This window comes from Dickeya oryzae (assembly GCF_020406815.2).
Taxonomy (GTDB): Bacteria; Pseudomonadota; Gammaproteobacteria; order Enterobacterales; family Enterobacteriaceae; genus Dickeya; species Dickeya oryzae.
On the sequence record NZ_CP162670.1, the window covers coordinates 3,128,591 to 3,151,838 of the forward strand.

A 23,248-nucleotide genomic window follows, 5' to 3' on the forward strand; every position below is an offset into this window, starting at 1 on the left:
CCTTGTTCATGAGAGAAACAACATGAGTGAGAAAACACGTGTCGGTCACGCGGCCACGACACTGCGGGCTATCCCGCTGGTGCTGATGGCCGTAGGCATCGCCGTGGTGGATACCCTCACCGATCTGGAGATCGCGGTGGGGGTATTTCAGATTGCCATTGTGCTGCTGGCGGTGCGTTTTTTACCGCCACGCGGCGTCACCGCCATCGCCACGCTGTGTATTATCCTGACCCTGCTCAGTTACAAGCTCAGCAAGCCTGACGGTAGCGAATCCAGCCTGATTAACTGCGGCATCAGCCTGCTGGCGATCACGTTATCGACCTATCTGGCGTTAAAAATGTCGGCCGCGATTAATGCTTTTCACGAAGCGCGCGCCCAACTGGTACAAATCTCCCGTGTTAACCTGATGGGAGAACTCACCGCCTCAATCGCCCATGAAGTTAACCAGCCATTGGCTTCCATCGTCACCAGCGGCGAAGCCTGCCTGCGCTGGCTCAACGCCTCCCCGCCCAACCAGGCCCGCGCCGAGCTGGCAGTGCAGCGCATCATCAACGACGCGACGCGCGCCAGCGAAATTATCGCTCGTATCCGTGGCTTCGCCAGCCGCACCCCACCGCATAAAGCGTGGCTGAACATCACCGATACCATTGACGAAATGCTACTGTTGATCCGCACCGAACTGATGCAACAACATATTCTGTTTAGTCTCAATGTGGCGGAGGGGTTACCGCCCATTCTGGCGGATAAAATCCAGATTCAGCAGGTGTTAATGAACCTGATGCTGAACGCACTGGATGCCATCGCGGCCACCGGTGCCGAACAACGCACACTGTCGGTCAACGTGGAGCGGGATATCAGCGGTGATATCCGCTTTGCGGTTTGCGATCACGGTGTGGGTTTTACACCGGAACAACGCGAGCGGCTGTTTGAAACCTTTTTCACCACCAAATCGACCGGGATGGGGATGGGCCTGACCATCAGCCGCTCGATTATCGAAGCCCACGGCGGCCAGATTTGGGCCAGCGCCAATAGCGACGGCGGCGCGACGTTCTACTTCACCCTGCCGGGGACGGAAAAAAAGCACCATGAATGACGCCTTACTGAATAACACCTTAGCGAATGACCCTGCACCGCTGGTCTATATCGTGGATGACGACGCCTCGGTGCGTGCGGCACTGGAAGATTTGCTGGCATCGGTCGGGCTGGAAAGCCGCACCTTCGAGTCACCGCAACACTTCATCAGCGCATCACGGCCTGACCGCCCTGGCTGCCTGATTCTGGATGTGCGTATGCCGGGCATGAGCGGACTGGACTTTCAGGATGAGATGCACCGTCATGGCATCACGCTACCGGTGATTTTTATTACCGCCCACGGTGACATTCCCATGTCGGTACGCGCCATGAAGGCCGGTGCGCTGGAGTTCCTGACCAAGCCGTTTCGCGAGCAGGACTTGCTCGATGCAATCCAGAAAGGGCTGGAGCGCGATGGCGAACAACGCCGCCATGCCGATATGCAGGCTAAGCTACAAGCGTGTTACGACAGCCTGACCGCCGGTGAACAACAGGTGCTGGAACACGTGGTGACCGGCCAATTGAACAAACAGGTAGCCGCTCAACTCGGTGTCAGCGAAATCACGGTAAAAGTACGACGCGCAGCGGTGATGCGCAAGATGAACGCCGACTCGCTGGCCGAGCTGGTGCGCTTGTACGATGCGCTGAAAAAGAGCGTGCAGGGGTAACCACCACGCTTGTCGTTTAACTTCGTCACATAATCGATAAACATCGTCCTGATTTGATAATAAGCGCCACGGCTAAGCGAGCGATAATCAACACCGTTATCCCCCCACTGCTTCAGTGGCAACTTTTATCCGTGGTAAATGCGTTCATGAATACCTTTATGACCCACTTCTGGCACCAGGCCAGGGCGTTCTTACTGATTTACGCCTGTTTGTTCCTCGGTATCGGCATTGCCGCCGTGCTGCCTATCACCTTGCCGGGCAGCATCATCGGTATGCTGATCCTGTTTTTGCTGCTGTCGTTGCAGATTATTCCGGCGCAGTGGGTCAAACCGGGCTGTCACGTGTTGATCCGCTATATGGCCCTGCTGTTTGTGCCGATTGGCGTCGGCGTGATGCAGTATTTTGATTTGCTACGCGCCCAGTTCGCACCGGTGATCCTCTCGTGCGCCGCCAGTACGCTGGTGGTGTTGATCACCGTCAGCAGCTGCTCGCATCTGGTTCACGGGCGTAAATCAGCCCGTCATCAGGCTGACGAGAAAAAAGGAGCCAACCATGTGGCATGATATCGTCTGGTCGCTGCCGTTAACGCTGCTGGTGTTCTTTCTGGCGCGTCGGCTGGCACAGCGGCTGAATTCACCGTTGTTAAACCCACTGCTGGTGTCGATGGTGGTACTGATCGCGTTTTTACTGCTGTGTCATATCCCGTACGAGCACTATTTCCGGGGCAGCTCGGTGCTCAACAGCCTGTTGCAACCGGCCGTGGTCGCGCTGGCGTTTCCGTTGTACGAGCAATTGCATCAAATCCGCATGCGCTGGAAGTCGATCATCAGCATCTGTTTTATCGGTAGTCTGGTGGCGATGGTGACCGGCACCTGGATTGCTCTGCGTCTGGGGGCCACCCCAGCGATTGCCGCTTCCATTATGCCGAAATCGGTCACCACGCCGATTGCCATGGCGGTGGGTGGCAGCATCGGCGGTATTCCGGCCATCAGTGCCGTGTGCGTTATCTTTGTCGGTATTCTTGGCGCGGTATTCGGTCACATGTTGCTGAATGTGATGCACATTCACACCAAAGCGGCGCGTGGCCTGGCAATGGGCACCGCATCGCACGCACTCGGTACGGCCCGCTGCGCCGAGCTGGACTATGAAGAAGGCGCGTTCAGTTCGCTGGCGCTGGTTATCTGCGGCATCATGACGTCGCTGATGGCACCGCTGCTGTTCCCGATGATGATGGCGTTGGCGCACTAGATTCGGCTGTAGACAAACAGCCAATTGTCTTACGAACGATGAATTTTGTCCGATAAGTGAATGGTTTCGTGCGTGATAAATGACGGTGTATCTCTGCCATTCTACCGCACGCACGACAAGGAGAGGTTCAAAACGCCACCTCTCCTTGACCACTGGCTTGAGGGCTAAACTGTGCCGCTTCGCGGTCCCTTCGGCGTTCGCCTTCGCTGTTCGGGCCGCCCGTGACGCGCTCCCGACGCGACACGAGCTTTCGCGGCATCCATGCCGCTCACCCGGCGAAGTCGCCCACCTCAGCACAGTTTTAACGCCGGAACCCCCTTTGTCTTGTACTTATCGGGGTCGCCAGCAGTCTGACCGCTGACAAAAAATGGTATTAATAACGCGTCGGTGGCACGCCAAACATTTGTCGGAAGGCGAAGGTAAACGAGGCAGTGCTGGCATACCCCAGATCCAGCGCCACCTGCGTGACACTGCGGTTGTTTTTCAGCATCACCACGGATTCCAGTAACCGCATGCGCTTCTTCCACTCACTGAACGCCACGCCGGTTTCTTTCTTAAAACGACGCGAAAACGTGCGCACCGACATGCCGGTGCGTGCCGACCACTCCTCAATGCCGTGAGGCGCATCCGGCGTTTGCTGGATATCGCGGCATACCCGCATCAAGGTGGCGGAAGACGGCCACGACAGCGAAAACCCCGCATCCGGCAACTGCCGCAGCAAGGTCGTCAGTACCTTCACCAACTGGGCATCATCCCCGTCATAGTCATACTGTTCCGGCACGTGTTTGGTGGCATAGTGGATAAACTCACGAATAAAATCGCTGACCAGTACCACCTTGCAACTGCTGTGGTCAATAGCCACATAATCCGGCTCGATATACAGGCTTTCCAGCATCACGTCGCTGGTTGACAGAATACAGTGCGGCACATGCGCCGGGATCCACACCCCATACAGCACCGGCACAATCAGCGTCTTCCCCTCAATCTCTACCCGCATGCCCCCTTCACGCGCATAAAGAAACTCGACAAACGGGTGCTGATGCTGTGCCACTTCGGTCCCTTTCACCAGTGGGTAAGAGCGAAAGTAGACCGGACGCGGTAAAGACAGCAATACCGGCGCAGGCTGCCCTGCTATCGGCAAGCGGGGAGATGACACAAGCGAATGAGACATAACGGCCTGACCTCTACTCGATGAAGTTTGTCTTGATAGGGTAACGCAGGCCAGCCTGATTTACCCGATAATCAACACCTATTCAGCAGGTGCCAGCCCATGACCTGATGACCGAATTCTCTGTGAGCATACGATTTTTCAAACCAGAAAATGGATTGGGGAACACTTCATGGAAGCGACATTACGTTTATATCACGGCTACCCGCCGTTTTTAGTCATACCTTGTCCATGTTTTGAGGGAATACGTCATTTTTGCGGCAACCACAGATGTCACGAAACAAGATGTCCCGAAATAACAGTACCCCAGTAGTGATTAGCACCTGTAATAACTCATTGAACTAACTGTTATTTAAGGAGACATCATGAGTAATGTTTGCATCGTTGATGACATCAGCGAAAAAAATGAATGGCGGCGTATTGCGCAGGAACTGTTACATCAGGCTGGGATAACCATTAACGGTACCGAACCCTGGGATATTCAGGTTAACGACTCACGCTTTTTCAAACGGGTACTACAGCAAGGCTCCGTGGGATTGGGTGAAAGCTACATGGAAGGCTGGTGGAACTGTGCACGGCTCGATATGTTTTTTCACCGGATACTCGCCGCCCAGTTGGATGAGCAGCGCCCGGCACGCTGGCGTGACCTGATGCGCATCGCGCTGGCCCGGCTGGTCAACCTTCAATCACGCAAACGCGCCTGGCAGGTCGGCAAAGTCCACTATGACCTCGGCAATGACCTGTTCTGCCATATGCTTGACCCCTACATGCAGTATTCATGCGGTTACTGGAAAGAGGCCGACACCCTTGATGACGCCCAGCAGCACAAACTGGCGTTGATCTGCGAAAAACTCCAGTTGAAACCCGGCATGACGCTGCTGGATATCGGCTGCGGCTGGGGAGGGCTGGCGGTATACGCGGCTCAACATTACGGCGTTACCGTGCATGGCGTCACCATTTCCGCCGAGCAAAAAGCCTTTGTGGAAGCGCGCAACGGCGGGCTGGATATCCATATTCTGTTGCAGGATTACCGCGACCTTCACCAACAGTATGACCGTATTGTCTCCGTCGGCATGTTTGAACACGTAGGGCCGAAAAATTACGCCACCTATTTTGACGTGGTCAATCGGTGCCTGAAGCCGGACGGCCTGTTCCTGTTACATACCATCGGGTCGAATAAAACGGCGCATAACGTTGACCCATGGATCAATAAATACATTTTCCCCAACGGATGCCTGCCATCCATTAAACAAATTGCCGACACCAGTGAATCCTATTTTGTGATGGAAGATTGGCACAACTTCGGTGCCGATTACGATAAAACCCTGATGGCCTGGCTGGCACGTTTTAACACCGCCTGGCCGCATCTGGCTGACGATTACTCCCCCGCTTTCCGGCGCATGTTCAGTTACTACCTGACCGCCTGCGCCGGTGCGTTTCGGGCCAGAAATATCCAGCTATGGCAGGTTCTTTTTAGCCGGGGCGTCGAACAGGGATTGAACGTCCCCCGTTGAGTGTGACCCATGTTCAGGCTACAAGGCGCAGGCCGATGAACATACGACAATAATGCGCCTACTGACGTTTAACCCGAGTGACTCACCCGAGTTGTTAACCCCTACAAACAGGAAGCTAAAACAACATGAATGTGAATTTCTTTGTCACCTGCATCGGCGATGCGCTCAAATCGCGTATGGCCCGTGACAGCGTGCTGTTGCTGGAGCAGCTCGGCTGCCATATTCACTTTCCCGAGCGACAAGGCTGTTGCGGTCAACCCGCCATCAACAGCGGATATATCCGCGAGGCTCGGCCGGGTATGAAAAACCTGATAGCCGCGCTGGAAGAGAACGACGACCCTATCGTGTCGCCTGCTGGCTCCTGCACCAACGCCATCAAACACTATGCCGACTGGCTGGCAGACGAACCGGAGTGGGCCAGACGCGCCACCCAGGTCGCCAGCCGGATGGTGGACCTCACCTCGTTTATTGTTAACCGCCTTGGGGTGACCGATGTCGGTGCCCGTCTGCCGGGCAAAGCGGTTTACCACCCGTCCTGTAGCCTGTTTCGTAAAATGGGGGTGCGGGAAGAGCCACTGGCGTTATTGCATCAGGTACGTGATCTGGAATTGCTGCCGTTTCATGGACAGGAAACCTGCTGCGGCTTCGGCGGTACCTTTTCCGTCAAAATGGCGGAGATCTCCGGTGAAATGGTGAAAGAAAAAGTCGCGCACATCATGGAGGCCAAACCGGACTACCTGATCGGCGCTGACGTCAGTTGCCTGCTCAACATCGGCGGGCGACTACAACGCGAAGGGCATGCCGTTCGGGTGATGCATATCGCAGAAGTACTGATGAGCCGCTAAGGAGACGCCATGTACCTCAAGACCAGCAATACCCCGTTTCATGAGCGTATCCGCCAACAAATAGACGACCCCATCATGCGCCAGGCGGTTGCCAACGCGCAGGAGCGTATCGGTGCCAACCGTCAGAAGATGGTCGATGAACTGGGCGAGTGGGATGTCTGGCGTACCCGTGCAGCGCAGATTCGCGCCCATGTGCTCGATAACCTCGACGCCTATCTGTATCAGTTATCCGAACAGGTCACCGCTCGCGGCGGCAAGGTATTCTTTGCCGAAACACGCGAAGATGCTACCCGTTACATCTTGCAAGTCACACAGGCTAAACAAGCCCGCAAGGTGGTGAAATCCAAATCGATGGTGACCGAAGAGATCGGGATGAATGCCGTGCTGGAGAATGCCGGTATTGAGGTCATCGAAACCGATCTCGGCGAATACATCCTGCAACTGGATAAGGACGCGCCTTCCCATGTGGTGGTACCTGCCATCCACAAAGATCGCCACCAAATCCAGCGCGTACTGCAACAACAGTTGGGTTATGACGGCCCGGAAACACCGGAAGCCATGACCCGCTTTATTCGCCAGAAAATCCGTGCCGACTTCCTCAGCGCCGACGTGGGGATCACCGGCTGCAACTTTGCTGTCGCGGAAACCGGCACCGTCAGTCTGGTGAGTAATGAAGGCAACGCCCGCTTGTGCACCACCTTGCCCCGCACGCACATCGCCGTGATGGGCATGGAACGTATCGTTCCGACCTTTGAGGAACTCGATGTGGTGCTCACCATGCTGGCGCGCAGCGCAGTCGGTGCCCGTCTTACCGGTTACAACACCTGGCTGACCGGACCACGCGACCAGGGCGGCGTTGACGGCCCGGAAGAGTTTCATCTGGTGATCGTTGATAATGGCCGCTCAAAAATACTGGGGTCGCCGTTCCAGGATATTCTGCGTTGTATTCGTTGCGGTGCCTGCATCAACACCTGCCCGGCCTACCGCCATATCGGTGGTCACGGTTACGGTTCTATCTATCCCGGCCCTATCGGCGCGGTGTTATCACCGTTACTGGGCGGCTATGAAGACTTCAAGAACCTGCCTTACGCCTGCTCGCTGTGTACCGCCTGCGATGACGTGTGTCCGGTGCGCATTCCGCTGTCCTCACTGATTGTGCAACACCGACGCACGCTGGCAGAAAATGGGATGACGCCTGCGGCCGAGCGACGCATCGTCGGGTTGTTCAACTACGCCAATAGCCACCCTGGCCTGTGGAAAGTCGGCATGGTGGCTGGCGCGCGTGCTGCCCGCTTACTCATTCGTAACGGCAAGATACCGTTTAACATCGGTGCGATCAGCGAGTGGACCGAAGCCCGAGACCTGCCGGATGCCGATGGTCAGAGCTTCCGCAGTTGGTTCAAACAGCATCAGCGTCAGACTAAGGAGAAACGCTAATGGAAAACCGCGACGCCTTTCTGTCCACCCTGGCCCGTCGACTGGGGCGCGAGCCACGTCAAACACCGCTGCCGTTGCCGCCGCTGGACAATAACCCGGCCCCGACCCGTCTGACCGAGCTGACGGCGCAACAGCGCTGTGACGCCTTTATTGATTACGCCAGTAACGTGATGCTGGCGCATTGCGAGGTCACGCCGCTTAATCAGGTCGCAGAGGCCGCCGGAAAGCTGTGCCAGCATTATGGCGGCGCGCCGGTACTGGTCAGTGGCGATGAACGACTGGTAGAGCTGGGGGTCACCGACTACCTGCAACAGCACTATCAGGCACAGTGCTGGGACCCAGCCGCCGGGGAAGACAACCTAAAACTCGCCACGCAGGCGCGTATCGGCGTGGTGTACGCCGATTATGGCCTGACTGAATCTGGTGGTGTGGTGCTGTTCTCTACCCCGCAACAAGGACGCGGCCTGAGCCTGTTGCCAGAATCAACACTGTTTGTTGTCCGCAAAAGCTGCCTGTTGCCACGCGTCGCGCAGTTGGCCCAGCATTTGCGCCAGCGGGCGCAACGGGGCGAACCCTTACCGTCGTGCATCAACCTGATAGCAGGCCCCAGTTCTACCGCCGATATCGAGCTGATTAAGGTGGTGGGGGTACACGGGCCGTTAAATGCCGCGTACCTGATTATTGAGGATTGCTGATAGTCTGCCTGCGGCATGAGGTGTATGACGGTAGAGTGATGACACCCATTAAGCGCCTATAGCAGAGTGGCCCCCGCTGGGGGCCACTCTGCGGTTAGGCCAATCCCAGCAAGGCGTTGAGACGGGCAATTTCTTGCCGCCACTGCGTCTGTAGCGCGGGTTTCTGGTGCTTCGCCTTACGCGCCAGGTCTTCGGCCAGCCGGTTTTCCAGTTCAACCAGTTGCGCCAGCAGCCTGTCAGCTTCATCGATATGCGCTGATGTCACCTGTGACGCCGCCGTTGGTGGCGGTGGCAAAGAGGGTGCGGTGTCAGCAGGCACGGCCCCCAGACGCTGATAGATCAGGTCCAGATCGTGCCACTCGCTCAACACACCGTGCTCAATCAGCCAAAAGCGGTTGCAACTGCGGCTGATTAGCGCCCGGTCATGCGTCACCAGCAATACACCACCGTCAAAGTCTTGCAGCGTATCGGCCAGCGCCTCTTTGCCTTCCATATCCAGGTGGTTGGTCGGCTCGTCCAGCATCAGTAGTCCGTAACGCGCCAGCGACAGCCCGACAAACAACAGCCGGGCACGCTCGCCGCCACTCAGGGTGGCAACGGTTTGCTGATGGCGCGACCATGGGAAACCGGCGCTGATCAAGGCCATCTTGCGGTCCTGCGCCACCGGTGCGAACGGTGCCAGCGCATCGAACAGGGTGTCGTCATCACGCAGTTGATGCAGCGTCTGGTCGTAATACCCCAGTCGAACACGGGGATGCAGACGAATCGCCCCATCCGGCATCGCACTCGAGTACTGTTGCCACAAAAGGCGCAACAACGAAGACTTACCACAGCCATTGCGACCGATAATCGCCACCCGATCGCCGCTTTTCACCCGTTGTAACGGCAACGAGAATAACGGCGGGTGCTGCGGTGCCGGGCTGACGTCCAGCGTTGTCATCTCTAACAGACGATCAGCACTCAGCGCTTCGCCTTTCAGCGCCAACCGCCACTGACTACCGGCGGTCAGTTCGGTTTGATCCTCTTTTAGCCGCTCGATGCGTTTTTCCATCTGCTTGGCCTTGCGCGCCAGGTCTTCGTTATCATAGACCTTGCCCCAGATAGCCAGCCGCTTAGCACTGGCGGTCACGCGGTCGATTTCCTTCTGCTCCGCTTTGTGGCGCAAGGCATCGCTGCGATCGCGCTCCACCAGCGCCGCACGGGCAGCACTACAAGGCAGAGCAAAGTAATGCAGTTGTCGGTCGCGCAGGATATAGCTGCCATTGGTGACGTTATCGAGCAACTGGCTGTCGTGGGAAACCAGCACAAAGCTGCCACTCCAGTGTTGCAGGAACTGCTCCAGCCACAATAGCGTCGGCAAATCCAGGTGGTTACTCGGCTCGTCCAGCAACAACAGGTCTGGCGAGGTGATCAAGGCTCTCGCCAGCAGCAGTCGGGTATGCTGCCCGCCACTGAGAGTACCGGCACACAGTCGCCAGTCGTGTTCGCCAAAGCCCATCTCCGCCAGCAAAGTTTCCGCCCGCCAGCGTTCGCTGAGGCGTTCCGTCTCGGGAAGGCGGGCCAGCACCGCATCCAGCATCGTCAACGGGTGCAGATCCATCGGCAGATGCTGCTCAACACGAGCCAGCAGGCAATGATTAGCGCGCGTCACACTGCCGCGACCTGGCGATAGCGTACCGTCCAGTAGCTTTAACAGCGTACTTTTGCCACAACCGTTATGGCCGATAAGACCAAGGCGATCACCCTGGTTCAGGGTAAAAGAAATGTCGTTCAGCAGAGGGCCGAAAGGGGTATCCACGCTCAGGGCGTGTACTGTCAGTAAAGTGCTCATTGCTTACTCAAGAGTTACAGGCACAAGTGTGCCTCGTCAACACAACGCTGACGATAACCCGGTAAGCCCGAGAGAAGGGAAAATGCGGTTTGCTTCGCTCAAGCCACCGTTATCGCAGCACGATATCGATAACGCTTGAGCAGCGGCGATCGCCAAAAGGATGTGAAGTGTTAAACATTTCACAGCGCAGCATAATAGTCCTCCTTATTGTTATCCAAAGGTTAATCGATGAACGGATTGTAGCGGCAACGGGCGGTTGACACCACCCGCCAGCGACATTTCCGCGTGTTATCTTCCCGCCAGCATCACTACCGCAACGCCAACCAGCACCAGACAGAACGTCAGTCGCAATGCCACCACCGGTAACTTATGCGCCAGCGCCACGCCCCATGACACGCTGAGAATGCCGCCAATCGCCAGCGGAATGCCGGTCGCCCAGTCGACATTACCTGCCTGCGTGTACGACACCAGCGCCGCCAACGCGCCGGGTACCACCAGCGCCAACGCGATACCTTGCGCCTGTGTCTGGGTGAAACCAAACAGCGTTACCAGCGCCGGGACCACAACCAGCCCACCGCCGACGGTAAAGATACCGGACATAAAACCACTCGCCACCCCCAGCACCGGAAGATAACGAGCTGATAATACTGACGTCGGTGTACGGCTACGTTGGCTGTTCACCCACTGCCAGATGTAGTAAGTCGCCAGTACCAACAGGAAAATGGCAAACGCCTGTTGCAGGTTATCAACCTGAATAGCTGCCGCCATGTGCGCGGCGATATAGGCCGATACGGTGGCAAAGGCGCACAACATCAATGTCATACGGGTATCGATTTTGTTGCGCTGCCGATAGCGCAGAAACCCTATCAGCACATTCGGCGTAATCATAATCAGCGCCGTTCCCTGGGCGAGATGCTGGTTCATACCAAACAGCATTCCCAGCACCGGGATAGCTATCAACCCGCCGCCAATGCCCAACATACCGCCACACACCCCAAGCCCCATTCCCAGTATCAGGCACATGGCCACCTGGGTTATCACTACACTCGTCATAAACTGCTACTGCATCCTGTTACATCGTTGGTAAAAACCGTTGATGAAAAATCGTTGATAAGAAATAGAGCATGGAATACCCATTCATACCCTGAATAAAAAACAGGCGTCGCTTAGCGCGCGCTGTCTGATAATGAGTTATCTGATAACGAGTTGTCTGATAACGGTTCGGCTATCTCAATCAGGTTCAGATCCGGGTCACGCAGGTAAATCGAGCGGATTTTCCCGGTTGCACCGGTACGCTCAACCGGCCCGTCGATAATCGGCCAGCCGCAGCGCTGCACATGCGCAATCACCTGTGTTAGCGGTTCGCTGGCAATAAAACACAGATCAAGCGCCCCGGGAGCAGGCAGATGAGCATGCGGCGTGAACTCACTTCCGCTGACATGAAGATTGATTTTCTGCTGCCCGAAGCAAAACGCAATGCGGCCATTACCGAAGGTTTCCTGCCGCAGTTGCAACACCTGCGTGTAGAACTGCTGCGTCGCCGCCGGGTCAATACAGGTCAACACAATATGGTCAATGTGACTAATCAACGAGAAGTTTCCTGTCGTTAAAGCAATAAGATCAAAGGGAATAAGATCATAAGGCAATAGAATGACATCCTAAGCGTTGGCGACGCGTTTGATAATGCCTTAATCGTCAATCACCCTTTCCTGTCAGGAAAGGGTCACGGCTGTGGTAGGCTTGCTCTGCTTACGCTTTCAAGGACCCTCACCCGCTCATGATCAATCCCACGCACTTTGACTTGCAGTCACTGCGCCTGTTTTTGCAGGTTGCCAGAATCGGTAGCCTGACCAAAACGGCTGCCCATTTTCACATGACGCTGTCCGCCCTGAGCAAGCGCATGGCGGAGCTGGAGCGCACCGTCGATTGTGTGTTGTTTATCCGCCTGCCGCGCGGCCTGGCGTTGACTGCGGCGGGAAAAGAGCTGGTACACCACGCGCGTCAGGTGGTAAACAGCGTCGATCGTATGGCGGGCGAAATGCAGGATTACGCGGTGGGCGTACGCGGTCATGTCCATATTTGGGCCAATACCTCAGCCATCATCGAATTTCTGCCGCAGGAACTGGCCGATTTTCTGCAACGTCACCCGCTGGTGCGTATCAACCTGGAAGAAAAACTGAGCGAAACGGTGGTCACCGCGCTGCTCACCGGGCAAGCCGATATCGGTATTTTCGCTGATAACGTCCCCTCGCCCGGCGTCGAAAAAATGCCTTATCGGGAGGATCAACTGGTGGTATTGGTCTCCCCTCAGCATCCACTCGCCGGTTGCCGGGACATCCCCTTCGCCGACACCTTGCCGTACGATTTCGTCGGCCTCAACGATGGCAGTTCCTTGCTAAAACTGTTGCAGGACACCGCTGAAGAATACGGAAACCTGCTGCGCCTGCGCATTCAGGTCAGCAGCTTCGATGCCGTGTGCCGTATGATCGAAGCCGGGCTTGGTATCAGCATCCTGCCTGAAGGCGCAGTCCGCCCGGAAATTCTCGGCGTCGGGCTGCACGCCATTCGACTGACCGATGACTGGGCTACCCGCAAACTGTGGCTGGGTATTAAATCCGGTGCGATATTGCAGCCTGAAGCCGCCAATTTGCTGGCACACCTGCGCCAGCCAGTACCCACACGCGCTGCTGATGCCGACCCCACCTCGTCACCCGAGGGTGATTGAGCGATGAAGGTGTTATCGCGCCATGGTCGGGCCTTCACAGTCGCGGCCCGCAATCGGCCAGCGGAGTTCAAACACCGCGCCGCCGGATGGTGCCGGGTAACAACGTGCCTGTCCACCGTGCGCCTGAGCAATCGCCTGCACCACCGCCAGCCCCAGCCCGCTGCCTTTGGTGTTATCCGGGTGCGAGGGTTCCCCCCGGGTAAACGCCTCAAAAATGCGTCCGGCAAAATCAGGGGCGATACCCGGTCCGCTGTCTTCCACACGCAGAAATGCCTGTTCGTGTTCCACCCTGGCTTGAATACCTAACGGGCCGGGGGTGGCGTGTTTTTGCGCATTTTCCAGCAGTGCCAGCACAGCCTGGCGGATGCGTACCGGGTCGCAGGGCACCGGGTAGTCATCCAACGCCAGCGACAGCGTAAATCCCGCCTGTTGCAGTACCGGGCCGAATGCATTGACCACCGCCGTCACCTCATCAGATAAGCGGGTCGGCATCCAGCGCAGTTCCAGATGACCGCTCTCTGCCAACCCCACGACCCGCAAATCTTCAATCAGCCGTCCCAGCCCTTCCACTTGCGTCAACAGATTGCGAAATAACCCGATATCCGGTTCGAACACCCCTTCAGTCAACCCCTGCAAACGGCCGCGTAAAATCGTGACCGGCGTGCGCAACTCATGGGCGATGGCGGCATTCCAGAACGCCCGCTCTTGTTCCATGCGCTCCAGCCGTTCCGCCATCGTGTTGAAGTCGCGCACCAGTAAGGCCGCCTCCCCCAGCGAGTAATCGTCGGTTTCAGCACGTGCCTTCAGCTCACCTTCAGCGATTTGGCGCAGGCTGTGCGCCACCGAATTCAACGGCACCAGAATGCGGCGGGCCAGTCGAATGGCTAACACCACGGCTATCAGCAACGCCAGTAAGGAAGTTCCCCCCATCCAGAACCACTCAGCCGTCGTCGGCATCCACTGATTGTCTGGCGACAGGCTCTCCGGCGAAACACTCAGCATGAGCGCATAGAAGAGATAGGAGCCGACCACCATCATCAGCGTGACGGACAATGCCAGCAGGATCATGGAGCGTATAATCTGTCGGCTCAGGCTACCGTTGTGCTTCATGACGATTCGCCCAACCGGTAACCGACACCGCGCACGCTGGACGGGACACCGTTTAACCCCAGGCGCTCGAGTTTCTTACGCAATTTGCTGATGTGGCTATCCACCGTGCGTTCAAGGGAATCCCCTTCTGGCAGGCAGGCTACCAACAGTTCCTCACGGCTGAAGACGCGGCGCGGGGCGCGCGCCATATGGGCAAGCAGACGAAATTCGGTCAACGTCAGGTCGAGCGACTGGCTGACCCCGTTGATCTCTACCATCGCCTCATGGTTTTCCAGGTCTATCTGAAACAGGTCGGTGCGCAAAAAACGCGGCGCTTGTGGGGCCTGACGCTCGGCGCGCAGCCCGGCACGGCGTAACACCGCCTGCACACGCGCCACCACCTCAGCCGGGTTAAACGGCTTGACCACGTAATCATCCGCCCCAATACGCAACCCCATCAGCTTGTCGATATCCTGGTCCAAGGCAGTCAGCATGATAACCGGGGTATCTCCGCGCAGGCGAATCCCCGACAGCACCTGCCAGCCATCAACCAGTGGCATCTGTACATCCAGCAGCACCAGATCCGGTTTCATCGCGAGGTGTAATTCCAGCGCCTGACGGCCATTGGCGGCGTGAAGCGTGCGTAAACCACTGCGGGTCAGGTAAGCGCGAAGAATATCCGCAATTTCCGGCTCATCTTCGGCAATAAGCACCACCCCATGAATCTCGTCGGTCATCGGCATGGATTGCGCATGAACAGTCATTCGTCGACTCATCATAAAAAATGCAGGTTCTCCATCATATCTCCATATTTCTCCAACGGAAACCGCACACAGCTGTCGCACACTCCCGCAGTCTGGCCACCTTATGGCCGGTAAACAGGGATTACGACGTTATATGAATACCAAGAAATCGCATCAATATTCGATCGCCTGCATGTTATCGGCCTTGCTGTTGGCCGTACCGGGTCAAACCGAAGCGAACACGCCAACAACACGCCTGCCATTGTCACTCAAGCAGTTGTGTCGACATGGCGTATTGCTGGCACTGGTGGGCATGCTACTCACCGGTTGCGACCAGCCCGAGATCCCGGTCGAAGCGCCACCGGCAAAGGTCACGATCATGACCGTAAAACCGACCCCCATTACCCTGACCGACGATCTACCCGGCCGGGTAACGGCGGTAAGAACGGCGGAAATCCGCCCGCAGGTGGGCGGCATCATCCAGCGCCGCTTGTTTGAACAGGGTGCCGAGATCCGTGCCGGACAACCGCTATTCCAGATTAACCCTGCGCCGTTCAAAGCCGAGGTCGATACCGCCCACGCCACGCTGCAACGCGCCCAGTCGGTATTAAACCGGGCACAGATTCAGGTCGCTCGCCTTAAGCCCTTACTCAGTACCGGCGCTATCAGCCAGCAGAGCTACGACGATGCGACGGCACAACGCGAACAGGCCGCCGCCGATGTCGCACAGGCACGCGCCACACTGGCGCGTCGCCAGCTCGATCTGAACTTCGCGACAGTCGAGTCCCCCATTACCGGGCGTATCGATCAGGCGCTGGTTACTGAAGGCGCACTGGTCAACACCAGCGACACCACGCCACTGGCCCGGGTTCAACAGATTGACCAGGTGTACGTCGATGTGCGCCAGCCCGCCTCCTCGCTCGAACAGCTACGCGACATGCTGAACCAGCGGGCTAAAGACAGTGACGGTATCCCGGTGGAAATCCTGCGTAGCGACGGCCAGCCCTACCCGATGTCAGCGCGGATTCTGTTTTCCGGCATCAATGTGGATGCGAGCACCGGCGACGTGCTGCTGCGGATTCTGGTCGACAACCCGCAACGACAACTGCTACCGGGGATGTTTGTTCGCGCCCGCGTGCCGCTCAGCCATTACACCGATGCCCTGCTGGTGCCGCAACAGGCCGTCACACGCAACGGCGGCGAGGCCAAAGTCTGGGTGGTTGATGGGCGCAGCAAGGCGCACATCGTCACGGTTGAGCCTGGCGAGCTGGTCAACCGGCAATACCGCATCCGCGCCGGGTTGACCGCCGGTCAAGTGGTGGTGATCGAAGGTGGCGACAGGTTGAACGACGGTGCCTGGGTGGCAACCCAGCACTGGAAAAAAGTGCCGTCCGCCACTGACATGGCCTCACGCTAAGCGCAAAGGAGTCAGGTACCATGCCGCAATTTTTTATCCAGCGCCCGGTGTTCGCCTGGGTGATAGCCCTGTTCATCGTGCTGCTGGGAACGCTCGCCGTTCCCCAGTTGCCGATTGCCCGTTATCCGTCGGTGGCACCGCCAACCATTTCCATTACTGCGTCTTATCCCGGTGCCACACCTAAAACGCTCAACGATGCGGTGGTCGGGCTGCTGGAGCGCGAGTTATCCGGTGTGAAAAACCTGCTGTACTTCGAGTCATCGGTAGATACAGCCGGACTGGCGCAGATCAACGTCACGTTCAAACCGGGCACCGACCCAGAGCTGGCACAGGTGGATGTGCAAAACCGCCTCAAGTCGATAGAACCGCGGTTACCGCAAACCGTCAGACAAAACGGCATGCAGGTGGAATCTGCCGACTCTGGTTTTCTGCTGATGGTCAGCCTGACCTCGGATAACGGGCGCTACGATGAGGTTGAATTGGGTGACTATCTGGCTCGCCACATTGTCGAGGAATTGCGCCGGATTGACGGGGTGGGCCGCATCCAGCTATTTGGCGCGGAACAGGCGATGCGTATCTGGGTCGATCCCAACAAGCTGTTGTCTTACGGGTTGACCATGAACGATTTGTCGACCGCCATTACCCAGCAAAACATGCAAATCGCTCCAGGACGGCTCGGCGATGCCCCCACCTTGCCGGGACAGCAGGTAACGATCCCGTTGATGGTACAAGGGCAACTGGAAACCCCGGAGCAATTCGCCGCTATCGTGCTGCGCGCCAGAGAAGACGGTTCCCGGGTGGTGTTAGCCGATGTGGCACGCGTTGAACTGGGTGCCCAGTCTTACGGCTTTTCTGTGCGTGAAAACGGCAAAGACGCCAGCGCTGCCGCGGTGCAACTGGCACCGGGTGCCAATGCTGTGCGTACCGCCAATGCCATCGCCCAACGGATGGCCGAACTGAAAATATCCATGCCAGCGGGCATGGACTATTCGTTGCCGTTCAACACCGCGCCTTTCGTCAAACTCTCCATCGAGCAGGTGCTCAGGACGCTGATTGAGGCGATGGTGCTGGTGTTTCTGGTGATGTACCTGTTTTTACAAAACGTACGCTATACCCTGATCCCAGCGATTGTGGCCCCTATCGCCCTGCTCGGCACCTTCACTGTGATGCTGGCGGCGGGATTTTCCATCAACGTGCTGACCATGTTCGGCATGGTGCTGGCGATCGGCATCATTGTGGATGACGCCATCGTGGTGGTGGAGAACGTTGAGCGATTAATGGCGCAGGAAAGATTATCCCCCAAGGCGGCCACCACCCGTGCCATGAAGGAGATCACCGGCGCGATTATCGCTATCACACTGGTCCTGTCGGCGGTGTTCATTCCCATGGCATTCGCCAGCGGTTCGGTAGGCGTGATTTACCGGCAATTTACCTTGTCGATGGCGGTGTCGATCCTGTTTTCGGCGTTTCTGGCGCTGACGCTAACGCCTGCGTTGTGCGCTACACTGCTCACCCCCGTCGCCGATGACCATCACACCAAACGCGGTTTCTTCGGTGGTTTTAACCGCCGTTTCGAGCAACTGACGCATCATTATGCCACCGGTACCCGTGCGCTACTGCGCCGTTGCGGCAGTATGCTGTTGCTGTTTGCCGTACTGACCGGTTCACTGGCGTGGATCCTCCGTGAGCTGCCTTCCGATTTTCTGCCAGAAGAAGATCAGGGATACTTTATGACGTCATTCCAGTTACCGTCGGACGCCACAGCAGCGCGAACGCTGGATGTGGTCAACACCTACGAACAGCACATTGCCTCGCGCCCGGATATCGAATCCAACATGTCGATTCTCGGTTTTGGCTTTTCCGGTTCCGGCCCTAACGCCGCCATGGCCTTTACCACCTTAAAAGGCTGGTCTGAGCGTGGCGACACCACCACGCGCGCTGAAATCGCGCTGGCGCAACAGGCAATGTCGAGCATCCGTGAAGGCACCAGCATGATACTGATGCCACCGGCTATCGATGAGCTTGGCACCTCGTCAGGTTTTACCCTGCGTTTGCAGGATCGCACCGGCCGGGGTTATCAGGCGCTCAAAGCAGCGGAAGCACAACTGCTGACGCTGGCAGCCCACAGCCAGATTGTCACCAGTGTCTACCCAGATAGCCTGCCGCCCGGTAGCGCGGTTCAGCTAAAAATCGACCGCCAAAAGGCGGAAGCACTCGGCGTCTCGTTCAGCACCATCAGCGACACCTTGTCTGCCGCTATCGGCTCACTGTACGTGAACGACTTCCCCAATGCCGGGCGTATGCAACAGGTGATCATTCAGGCCGATGCGCCAGCGCGTATGCAACTGGATGACGTGCTCAAACTCTACGTGCGTAACAGCTCAGGCGGTATGGTTTCGCTCAAAGAAGTGGTCACGCCGGTGTGGAGCGATACCCCGTTACAGTTGACGCGCTATCAGGGCGTGCTGGCAGCCCGCCTCTCCGGCATGGCCGCAACCGGCGTATCCAGCGGGGCGGCCATGGCCGAGATGGAACGACTGGCGGCGCAGCTTCCCCCCGGCTTCACCATTGAATGGACCGGTCAATCATTGCAGGAACGGCAATCTGTCGCCCAGGCACCGATGTTGCTGCTGCTGTCGATGGTGGTGGTGTTTCTGGTGCTGGCGGCGCTGTATGAGAGCTGGTCTATTCCCGTCTCGGTGATGCTGGTGGTGCCGTTGGGGCTGCTCGGTGCGGTGTTGGCCGTCGTCCTGCGTGGTATGCCTAACGACGTGTTCTTCAAAGTGGGGCTGATCACCGTTATCGGCTTATCCGCCAAGAATGCCATCCTGATCGTCGAGTTCGCCAGACAGTTGCGAGAACGAGGATATGAATTGGTGGATGCCGCCGTCACGGCAGCGCGTTTGCGTTTGCGCCCCATCCTGATGACTTCGCTGGCGTTTGTGCTGGGGGTGGTGCCGCTGATGGTGGCATCCGGTGCCAGCGCCGAAACCCAGCACGCCATCGGTACTGGCGTGTTCGGCGGCATGATCAGCGCTACCGTGCTGGCGGTGTTTTTCGTCCCGGTGTTTTTTGTGACGGTGATGCGGATACAAGAGCGCTACAACCACTGGCGTGAAAAACGCCAGACAGCACACGTAAACACCCCACACTAACCCCATCAGAGCGGCGACAGGCTGAAAAGCAACGGCACGTCGCCGCTCTGATTGTGCGGCTCCCATCACGCCATGACCGCAGGTACGGTTTTTGTGTGTTTAGAGCAGAACCTGCTGACCTGTCTGCTATGCCAGAAACAGAAATTGCAGACTTTACAGTAGCTATAACAGTCTGCTCAGCTTTTGAGTTTTATATCGTCCGGGCGTAGTGCCAAATACTCGGCGAAATAAAGCAATAAAAGCACTTACATTGTCATACCCGAGACCCAGAGCAACTGCTGTCACTGGCTTGCCCGCAGCAAGAAGCTCAAGCGCCCTAAGTAGTCGCACACGTTGTCGCCATTCACTGAAACTAAAACCAGTTTCAGCATGAAATCGCCGCGTGAGCGTTCGCGATGAAATCCCGGCCCAGTCTGCCCATTCCTCCATGTTGCGGTCGTCGTCTGGTTGCTCTGACAGCGCCCTTGCAATTTTAAGGAGCCGGGCATCCTGTGGCATTGGCAGGCCAAGATCAACTTGGGGGAGTGAACAGATCTCATCGAGGATAACGCTAACCAATCGTTCCTGCGATTCGTTGAGAGCAGTTTCTTCCCATGCTGCCGCTCGCGTTATGGCTTCACGCAGCAATCCTGTAACTGAAAGAATAGAAGGCTTATCGGGTAGCTCGGTGCAGGCACTGGCGGTGACATAAACACTCCATCCTGAATATGGACCATGCGAGCATAAACCATGCAGCATGGCTGGTGGTATCCAGACTGCATGCGTTGCCGGAACTATCCAGCGATGATTTCCGGCATCAACTGTAAGCAGCCCATGTTCGGCTCCAATCAACTGTCCACGGGCATGATGATGAAGTGCGGTTTCCCGTATCACACCCGAATGGCGTACCACGACAAATAAAGCTGGCCCTTCTGCAGAGGAAGCCAGAGTTAGTGGAATCAGTGGATCAGTCATTTTGGCTTATTTGAGGTATTTGATGTCATCTATACCGTACTGAAGCCACTCAGTCTATCGTAAAGTGCTTACAAAATTCACTGAGGACTGTTCCATGAAATTTATTACAATCGATATCGTTCTGGATGAAATCATCAATCACCAGGAAGTACCACTGGAAGAAATACTCGATCGCTACTTTAGCCCCGATTACCGGCAACGCACCGATAACGAGTGGGAGGATCGGGATGGGTTCGCTCATCATGCACATAAGCTCAGAGAAATAATTGCTTCCGGCAGAGTTACAGTGCTCGATGAACTTCGCTCTGGCAATCTTTACGCCACCCGGCATCGTGTTTTATGTACTAAGCATGACGGAGAAGTGGTTGATGTAGAAGTATATATGTTTGCTGAAATAGATGTCTCAGGGCGCTTCCTGCGCATTGAAGAGGCCACTCTGATGCTCAAAGGCATGGAGAGCGACCGGGCTTTAGGTAGCGCCAAATAAAATATTTTAATCGAGGAGATGTCTGCTATTCACTCACAGCAGACATCCATCGTTTACAACATCTGCATAACGCTTCACCCACCTTATTGACATCAAACACAACGGCTCCCCTTTGCGTTTCCAGCCAAGTGCGTGGTCATCCCCCCATGTCAGCCACCAGAAAACCCCACTCAACACCAGCATAAAACACCAATAAAAAGCCATTAAATCGACATTTAAAACCAAATAAAATATCAAAAAATGTCGATTATTTTTATAAATTAAAAAATTGTGATATTATTAACGATATTGCGTATTGACGATGCCTGCCAGAGCGGTATCACCGCAGGACGTGATACGCGATCACGCCAGGTCAACATCACCCTGATGACCCGACCCGGCGGATGCTCAAGGGGGAGGATGAGAGGGTGTCGCACCATCGCCGATGGGGAGCGCATGCCACCGGCAAGCGCGCAAAACTCTCTCACCACACTACCCGATAGCACCTGACGTCATACCCGGCCAGACGGTGTTTTCCCCACGCTTCACCTCCCTTTTCATGTCACGATAATAAAAAGGTTAGTTACTTTATGAAATTGAAGAGAAAACGTGTAAAACCCATTGCGCTGGACGATGTCACCATTATTGATGACAGTCGTCTGCGTAAAGCCATCACCGCCGCCGCACTCGGCAACGCCATGGAATGGTTCGATTTTGGCGTCTACGGCTTCGTTGCCTATGCGCTGGGCCAGGTGTTTTTCCCCGGTGCCGACCCCGGTGTACAGATGATCGCCGCACTCGCGACCTTCTCGGTACCGTTCCTGATTCGTCCACTGGGTGGCGTGTTTTTCGGCGCTTTAGGGGACAAGTACGGCCGCCAAAAAATCCTCGCTATCACAATCATCATCATGTCGATCAGTACCTTTTGTATCGGGCTGATTCCCTCGTATGAACGCATCGGTATCTGGGCCCCTATCCTGCTGCTGCTGGCTAAAATGGCGCAGGGGTTCTCCGTTGGCGGCGAATATACCGGCGCGTCAATTTTCGTGGCGGAGTATTCACCCGATCGCAAGCGCGGTTTTATGGGAAGCTGGCTGGATTTCGGCTCCATCGCCGGGTTCGTGCTGGGTGCTGGCGTCGTGGTGCTGATTTCTACGTTTATCGGCGAACAGGCGTTTCTGGAATGGGGTTGGCGTTTGCCCTTCTTCCTGGCGCTGCCGCTCGGCATCATCGGCCTGTATCTGCGTCATGCACTGGAAGAAACACCAGCGTTTCAGCAACATGTCAACAAGCTGGAGCAAGACAGTCGCGATGGGCTAACCAGCGGGCCGGGAACCTCGTTTCGCGACATTGCGACCCATCACTGGAAAAGCCTGCTGGTGTGTATCGGGCTGGTGATAGCCACCAATGTGACCTACTACATGCTGCTTACCTACATGCCGAGCTATCTGTCGCACAGCCTGCATTATTCAGAAAACCACGGCGTGCTGATCATCGTCGCGATTATGATTGGCATGTTGTTCGTACAACCGATGATGGGGCTGCTTAGCGACCGCTTCGGCCGCAAGCCGTTTGTGATTATCGGTAGCATCGCCCTGTTTGTGCTGGCGATACCGAGCTTTATGTTGATCAACAGCAACATGATCGGCCTGATTTTCGCCGGTCTGCTCCTACTGGCGGTGATCCTGAACGCGTTTACCGGGGTGATGGCATCAACTCTACCGGCCTTGTTTCCTACCCCGATTCGTTACAGCGCATTGGCCAGCGCCTTTAACATTTCGGTCTTGATAGCCGGTCTGACGCCAACCCTCACCGCCTGGCTGGTCGAGATCAGCCATAACCTGTATATGCCTGCGTACTACCTGATGGTTATCGCCGTCATCGGCCTGTTGACCGGCCTGTTTATGAAAGAAACGGCCAACAAACCGCTGAAAGGTGCCACCCCAGCCGCATCCGACCTGTCAGAAGCCAAAGCGATTCTACGAGAGCATCACGACAGTATTGAACAGAAAATTGACGAACTCGCCCGGCAGATCGCCGAGCTGGAAGAGAAACGCAACCTGCTGATAGCACAGCATCCGCGGATTAATGGCTAGCAGACATGCCTATATAAAACAGCATGCCCGTATCAAACATCTGCCAGTATAAAACCTGCCCGTCGGCCAGAGAGACGACGGGCAGGTTCTACGTGTTAACTGACATGTTACAGGCTAGCTCACCAT

Annotated in this window: 20 protein-coding genes; 13 read left to right on the forward strand and 7 right to left on the reverse strand. The window is 56.5% G+C overall.

The window, feature by feature from the left end; all coding sequences use genetic code 11:
* Positions 1-22 precede the first annotated feature (22 nt).
* The 4 genes from LF929_RS13600 to LF929_RS13615 all read left to right on the forward strand — a co-directional run bounded on the left by LF929_RS13600 (position 23) and on the right by LF929_RS13615 (position 2,987).
* Positions 23-1,093: a sensor histidine kinase gene (locus tag LF929_RS13600; RefSeq protein WP_038903883.1), complete on the forward strand. Its 1,071-nt coding sequence runs from the start codon at positions 23-25 to the stop codon at positions 1,091-1,093.
* Positions 1,086-1,739 carry a response regulator transcription factor gene (locus LF929_RS13605; RefSeq protein ID WP_038926005.1) on the forward strand — a complete coding sequence of 218 codons (654 nt, stop codon included), beginning with the start codon at positions 1,086-1,088 and terminating at the stop codon, positions 1,737-1,739. Before LF929_RS13600 ends, LF929_RS13605 begins: the two co-directional genes overlap by 8 nt.
* 146 nt (positions 1,740-1,885) lie before the next feature.
* Complete coding sequence (locus tag LF929_RS13610) at positions 1,886-2,302, forward strand: CidA/LrgA family protein (RefSeq protein WP_016943819.1); 417 nt, start codon at positions 1,886-1,888, stop codon at positions 2,300-2,302.
* Positions 2,292-2,987 carry a CidB/LrgB family autolysis modulator gene (locus LF929_RS13615; protein WP_038926008.1) on the forward strand — a complete coding sequence of 232 codons (696 nt, stop codon included), beginning with the start codon at positions 2,292-2,294 and terminating at the stop codon, positions 2,985-2,987. The genes LF929_RS13610 and LF929_RS13615 overlap by 11 nt, the downstream gene beginning before the upstream one ends.
* Before the next feature lie 373 nt (positions 2,988-3,360).
* On the opposite strand, the gene LF929_RS13620 is transcribed toward LF929_RS13615, so the two are convergent.
* Positions 3,361-4,158, reverse strand: a complete 798-nt coding sequence (locus LF929_RS13620; RefSeq protein WP_029456658.1) for an AraC family transcriptional regulator — start codon at positions 4,156-4,158, stop codon at positions 3,361-3,363.
* A gap of 362 nt (positions 4,159-4,520) precedes the next feature.
* Here LF929_RS13620 and cfa point away from each other — a divergent pair, with 362 nt between their 5' ends.
* From cfa to LF929_RS13640, 4 genes are all read left to right on the forward strand, one after another.
* Positions 4,521-5,669 carry a cyclopropane fatty acyl phospholipid synthase gene (gene cfa, locus LF929_RS13625; RefSeq protein ID WP_016943821.1) on the forward strand — a complete coding sequence of 383 codons (1,149 nt, stop codon included), beginning with the start codon at positions 4,521-4,523 and terminating at the stop codon, positions 5,667-5,669.
* A 125-nt stretch (positions 5,670-5,794) separates the two neighbouring features.
* Positions 5,795-6,514, forward strand: a complete 720-nt coding sequence (locus LF929_RS13630; protein ID WP_016943822.1) for a (Fe-S)-binding protein — start codon at positions 5,795-5,797, stop codon at positions 6,512-6,514.
* A gap of 9 nt (positions 6,515-6,523) precedes the next feature.
* Positions 6,524-7,951 (forward strand): LutB/LldF family L-lactate oxidation iron-sulfur protein, encoded by a 1,428-nt coding sequence (locus LF929_RS13635; protein ID WP_226093459.1) that lies wholly within the window; start codon positions 6,524-6,526, stop codon positions 7,949-7,951.
* A complete protein-coding gene (locus LF929_RS13640; protein WP_226093460.1) occupies positions 7,951-8,646 on the forward strand; it encodes a lactate utilization protein C in 696 nt (231 codons plus the stop codon). The genes LF929_RS13635 and LF929_RS13640 overlap by 1 nt, the downstream gene beginning before the upstream one ends.
* Positions 8,647-8,740: 94 nt before the next feature.
* Here the strand turns inward: LF929_RS13640 and LF929_RS13645 are convergent, their stop codons facing one another.
* The 3 genes from LF929_RS13645 to LF929_RS13655 form a co-directional block, all read right to left on the reverse strand.
* Entirely contained in the window at positions 8,741-10,477 is a 1,737-nt protein-coding gene (locus LF929_RS13645; RefSeq protein WP_226093461.1) for an ABC-F family ATP-binding cassette domain-containing protein, read from the reverse strand.
* Positions 10,478-10,765: 288 nt separating this feature from the next.
* The gene (locus LF929_RS13650; RefSeq protein WP_038926012.1) at positions 10,766-11,530 is read right to left on the reverse strand and encodes a sulfite exporter TauE/SafE family protein; all 765 of its coding nucleotides are present in this window, start codon (positions 11,528-11,530) and stop codon (positions 10,766-10,768) included.
* 113 nt (positions 11,531-11,643) lie between these two features.
* Positions 11,644-12,066, reverse strand: a complete 423-nt coding sequence (locus LF929_RS13655; protein ID WP_226093462.1) for a VOC family protein — start codon at positions 12,064-12,066, stop codon at positions 11,644-11,646.
* A 188-nt stretch (positions 12,067-12,254) separates the two neighbouring features.
* On the opposite strand from LF929_RS13655, the gene LF929_RS13660 reads away from it, so the two are divergent.
* Positions 12,255-13,202: a LysR family transcriptional regulator gene (locus LF929_RS13660; RefSeq protein ID WP_038907480.1), complete on the forward strand. Its 948-nt coding sequence runs from the start codon at positions 12,255-12,257 to the stop codon at positions 13,200-13,202.
* 12 nt (positions 13,203-13,214) lie between these two features.
* Here the strand turns inward: LF929_RS13660 and LF929_RS13665 are convergent, their stop codons facing one another.
* Positions 13,215-14,312, reverse strand: a complete 1,098-nt coding sequence (locus LF929_RS13665) for an ATP-binding protein (RefSeq protein ID WP_210175377.1) — start codon at positions 14,310-14,312, stop codon at positions 13,215-13,217.
* On the reverse strand, positions 14,309-15,055 hold the full coding sequence (locus LF929_RS13670; RefSeq protein WP_210175376.1) for a response regulator: 747 nt from the start codon (positions 15,053-15,055) through the stop codon (positions 14,309-14,311). Before LF929_RS13670 ends, LF929_RS13665 begins: the two co-directional genes overlap by 4 nt.
* 133 nt (positions 15,056-15,188) lie before the next feature.
* Between LF929_RS13670 and LF929_RS13675 the strand changes: the two genes are divergently transcribed.
* Together LF929_RS13675 and LF929_RS13680 are read left to right on the forward strand one after the other, a co-directional pair.
* Entirely contained in the window at positions 15,189-16,451 is a 1,263-nt protein-coding gene (locus tag LF929_RS13675; RefSeq protein ID WP_226093463.1) for an efflux RND transporter periplasmic adaptor subunit, read from the forward strand.
* A gap of 20 nt (positions 16,452-16,471) precedes the next feature.
* Complete coding sequence (locus tag LF929_RS13680; protein WP_226093464.1) at positions 16,472-19,606, forward strand: efflux RND transporter permease subunit; 3,135 nt, start codon at positions 16,472-16,474, stop codon at positions 19,604-19,606.
* Positions 19,607-19,768: 162 nt separating this feature from the next.
* Here LF929_RS13680 and LF929_RS13685 read toward each other — a convergent pair whose 3' ends face one another.
* Entirely contained in the window at positions 19,769-20,560 is a 792-nt protein-coding gene (locus tag LF929_RS13685; RefSeq protein ID WP_368678945.1) for a helix-turn-helix transcriptional regulator, read from the reverse strand.
* Positions 20,561-20,654: 94 nt separating this feature from the next.
* Here LF929_RS13685 and LF929_RS13690 point away from each other — a divergent pair, with 94 nt between their 5' ends.
* Together LF929_RS13690 and proP are read left to right on the forward strand one after the other, a co-directional pair.
* Positions 20,655-21,047 (forward strand): nuclear transport factor 2 family protein, encoded by a 393-nt coding sequence (locus tag LF929_RS13690; protein WP_226093465.1) that lies wholly within the window; start codon positions 20,655-20,657, stop codon positions 21,045-21,047.
* Positions 21,048-21,616: 569 nt separating this feature from the next.
* Complete coding sequence (proP, locus tag LF929_RS13695) at positions 21,617-23,122, forward strand: glycine betaine/L-proline transporter ProP (RefSeq protein WP_226093466.1); 1,506 nt, start codon at positions 21,617-21,619, stop codon at positions 23,120-23,122.
* Positions 23,123-23,248: the final 126 nt, after the last annotated feature.

Excerpts from the sequence above, each read along its gene's own strand:
- LF929_RS13680 (WP_226093464.1), top strand. The coding sequence starts at position 16,472 with ATGCCGCAATTTTTTATCCAGCGCCCGGTGTTCGCCTGGGTGATAGCC.
- LF929_RS13615 (WP_038926008.1), top strand. The coding sequence starts at position 2,292 with ATGTGGCATGATATCGTCTGGTCGCTGCCGTTAACGCTGCTGGTGTTC.
- LF929_RS13665 (WP_210175377.1), bottom strand. The coding sequence starts at position 14,312 with ATGAAGCACAACGGTAGCCTGAGCCGACAGATTATACGCTCCATGATC.
- LF929_RS13675 (WP_226093463.1), top strand. The coding sequence starts at position 15,189 with ATGAATACCAAGAAATCGCATCAATATTCGATCGCCTGCATGTTATCG.
- LF929_RS13670 (WP_210175376.1), bottom strand. The coding sequence starts at position 15,055 with ATGACTGTTCATGCGCAATCCATGCCGATGACCGACGAGATTCATGGG.
- LF929_RS13635 (WP_226093459.1), top strand. The coding sequence starts at position 6,524 with ATGTACCTCAAGACCAGCAATACCCCGTTTCATGAGCGTATCCGCCAA.
- cfa (WP_016943821.1), top strand. The coding sequence starts at position 4,521 with ATGAGTAATGTTTGCATCGTTGATGACATCAGCGAAAAAAATGAATGG.
- LF929_RS13650 (WP_038926012.1), bottom strand. The coding sequence starts at position 11,530 with ATGACGAGTGTAGTGATAACCCAGGTGGCCATGTGCCTGATACTGGGA.
- LF929_RS13600 (WP_038903883.1), top strand. The coding sequence starts at position 23 with ATGAGTGAGAAAACACGTGTCGGTCACGCGGCCACGACACTGCGGGCT.
- LF929_RS13690 (WP_226093465.1), top strand. The coding sequence starts at position 20,655 with ATGAAATTTATTACAATCGATATCGTTCTGGATGAAATCATCAATCAC.
- proP (WP_226093466.1), top strand. The coding sequence starts at position 21,617 with ATGAAATTGAAGAGAAAACGTGTAAAACCCATTGCGCTGGACGATGTC.
- LF929_RS13620 (WP_029456658.1), bottom strand. The coding sequence starts at position 4,158 with ATGTCTCATTCGCTTGTGTCATCTCCCCGCTTGCCGATAGCAGGGCAG.
- LF929_RS13630 (WP_016943822.1), top strand. The coding sequence starts at position 5,795 with ATGAATGTGAATTTCTTTGTCACCTGCATCGGCGATGCGCTCAAATCG.
- LF929_RS13660 (WP_038907480.1), top strand. The coding sequence starts at position 12,255 with ATGATCAATCCCACGCACTTTGACTTGCAGTCACTGCGCCTGTTTTTG.
- LF929_RS13685 (WP_368678945.1), bottom strand. The coding sequence starts at position 20,560 with ATGACTGATCCACTGATTCCACTAACTCTGGCTTCCTCTGCAGAAGGG.
- LF929_RS13610 (WP_016943819.1), top strand. The coding sequence starts at position 1,886 with ATGAATACCTTTATGACCCACTTCTGGCACCAGGCCAGGGCGTTCTTA.
- LF929_RS13605 (WP_038926005.1), top strand. The coding sequence starts at position 1,086 with ATGAATGACGCCTTACTGAATAACACCTTAGCGAATGACCCTGCACCG.
- LF929_RS13645 (WP_226093461.1), bottom strand. The coding sequence starts at position 10,477 with ATGAGCACTTTACTGACAGTACACGCCCTGAGCGTGGATACCCCTTTC.
- LF929_RS13640 (WP_226093460.1), top strand. The coding sequence starts at position 7,951 with ATGGAAAACCGCGACGCCTTTCTGTCCACCCTGGCCCGTCGACTGGGG.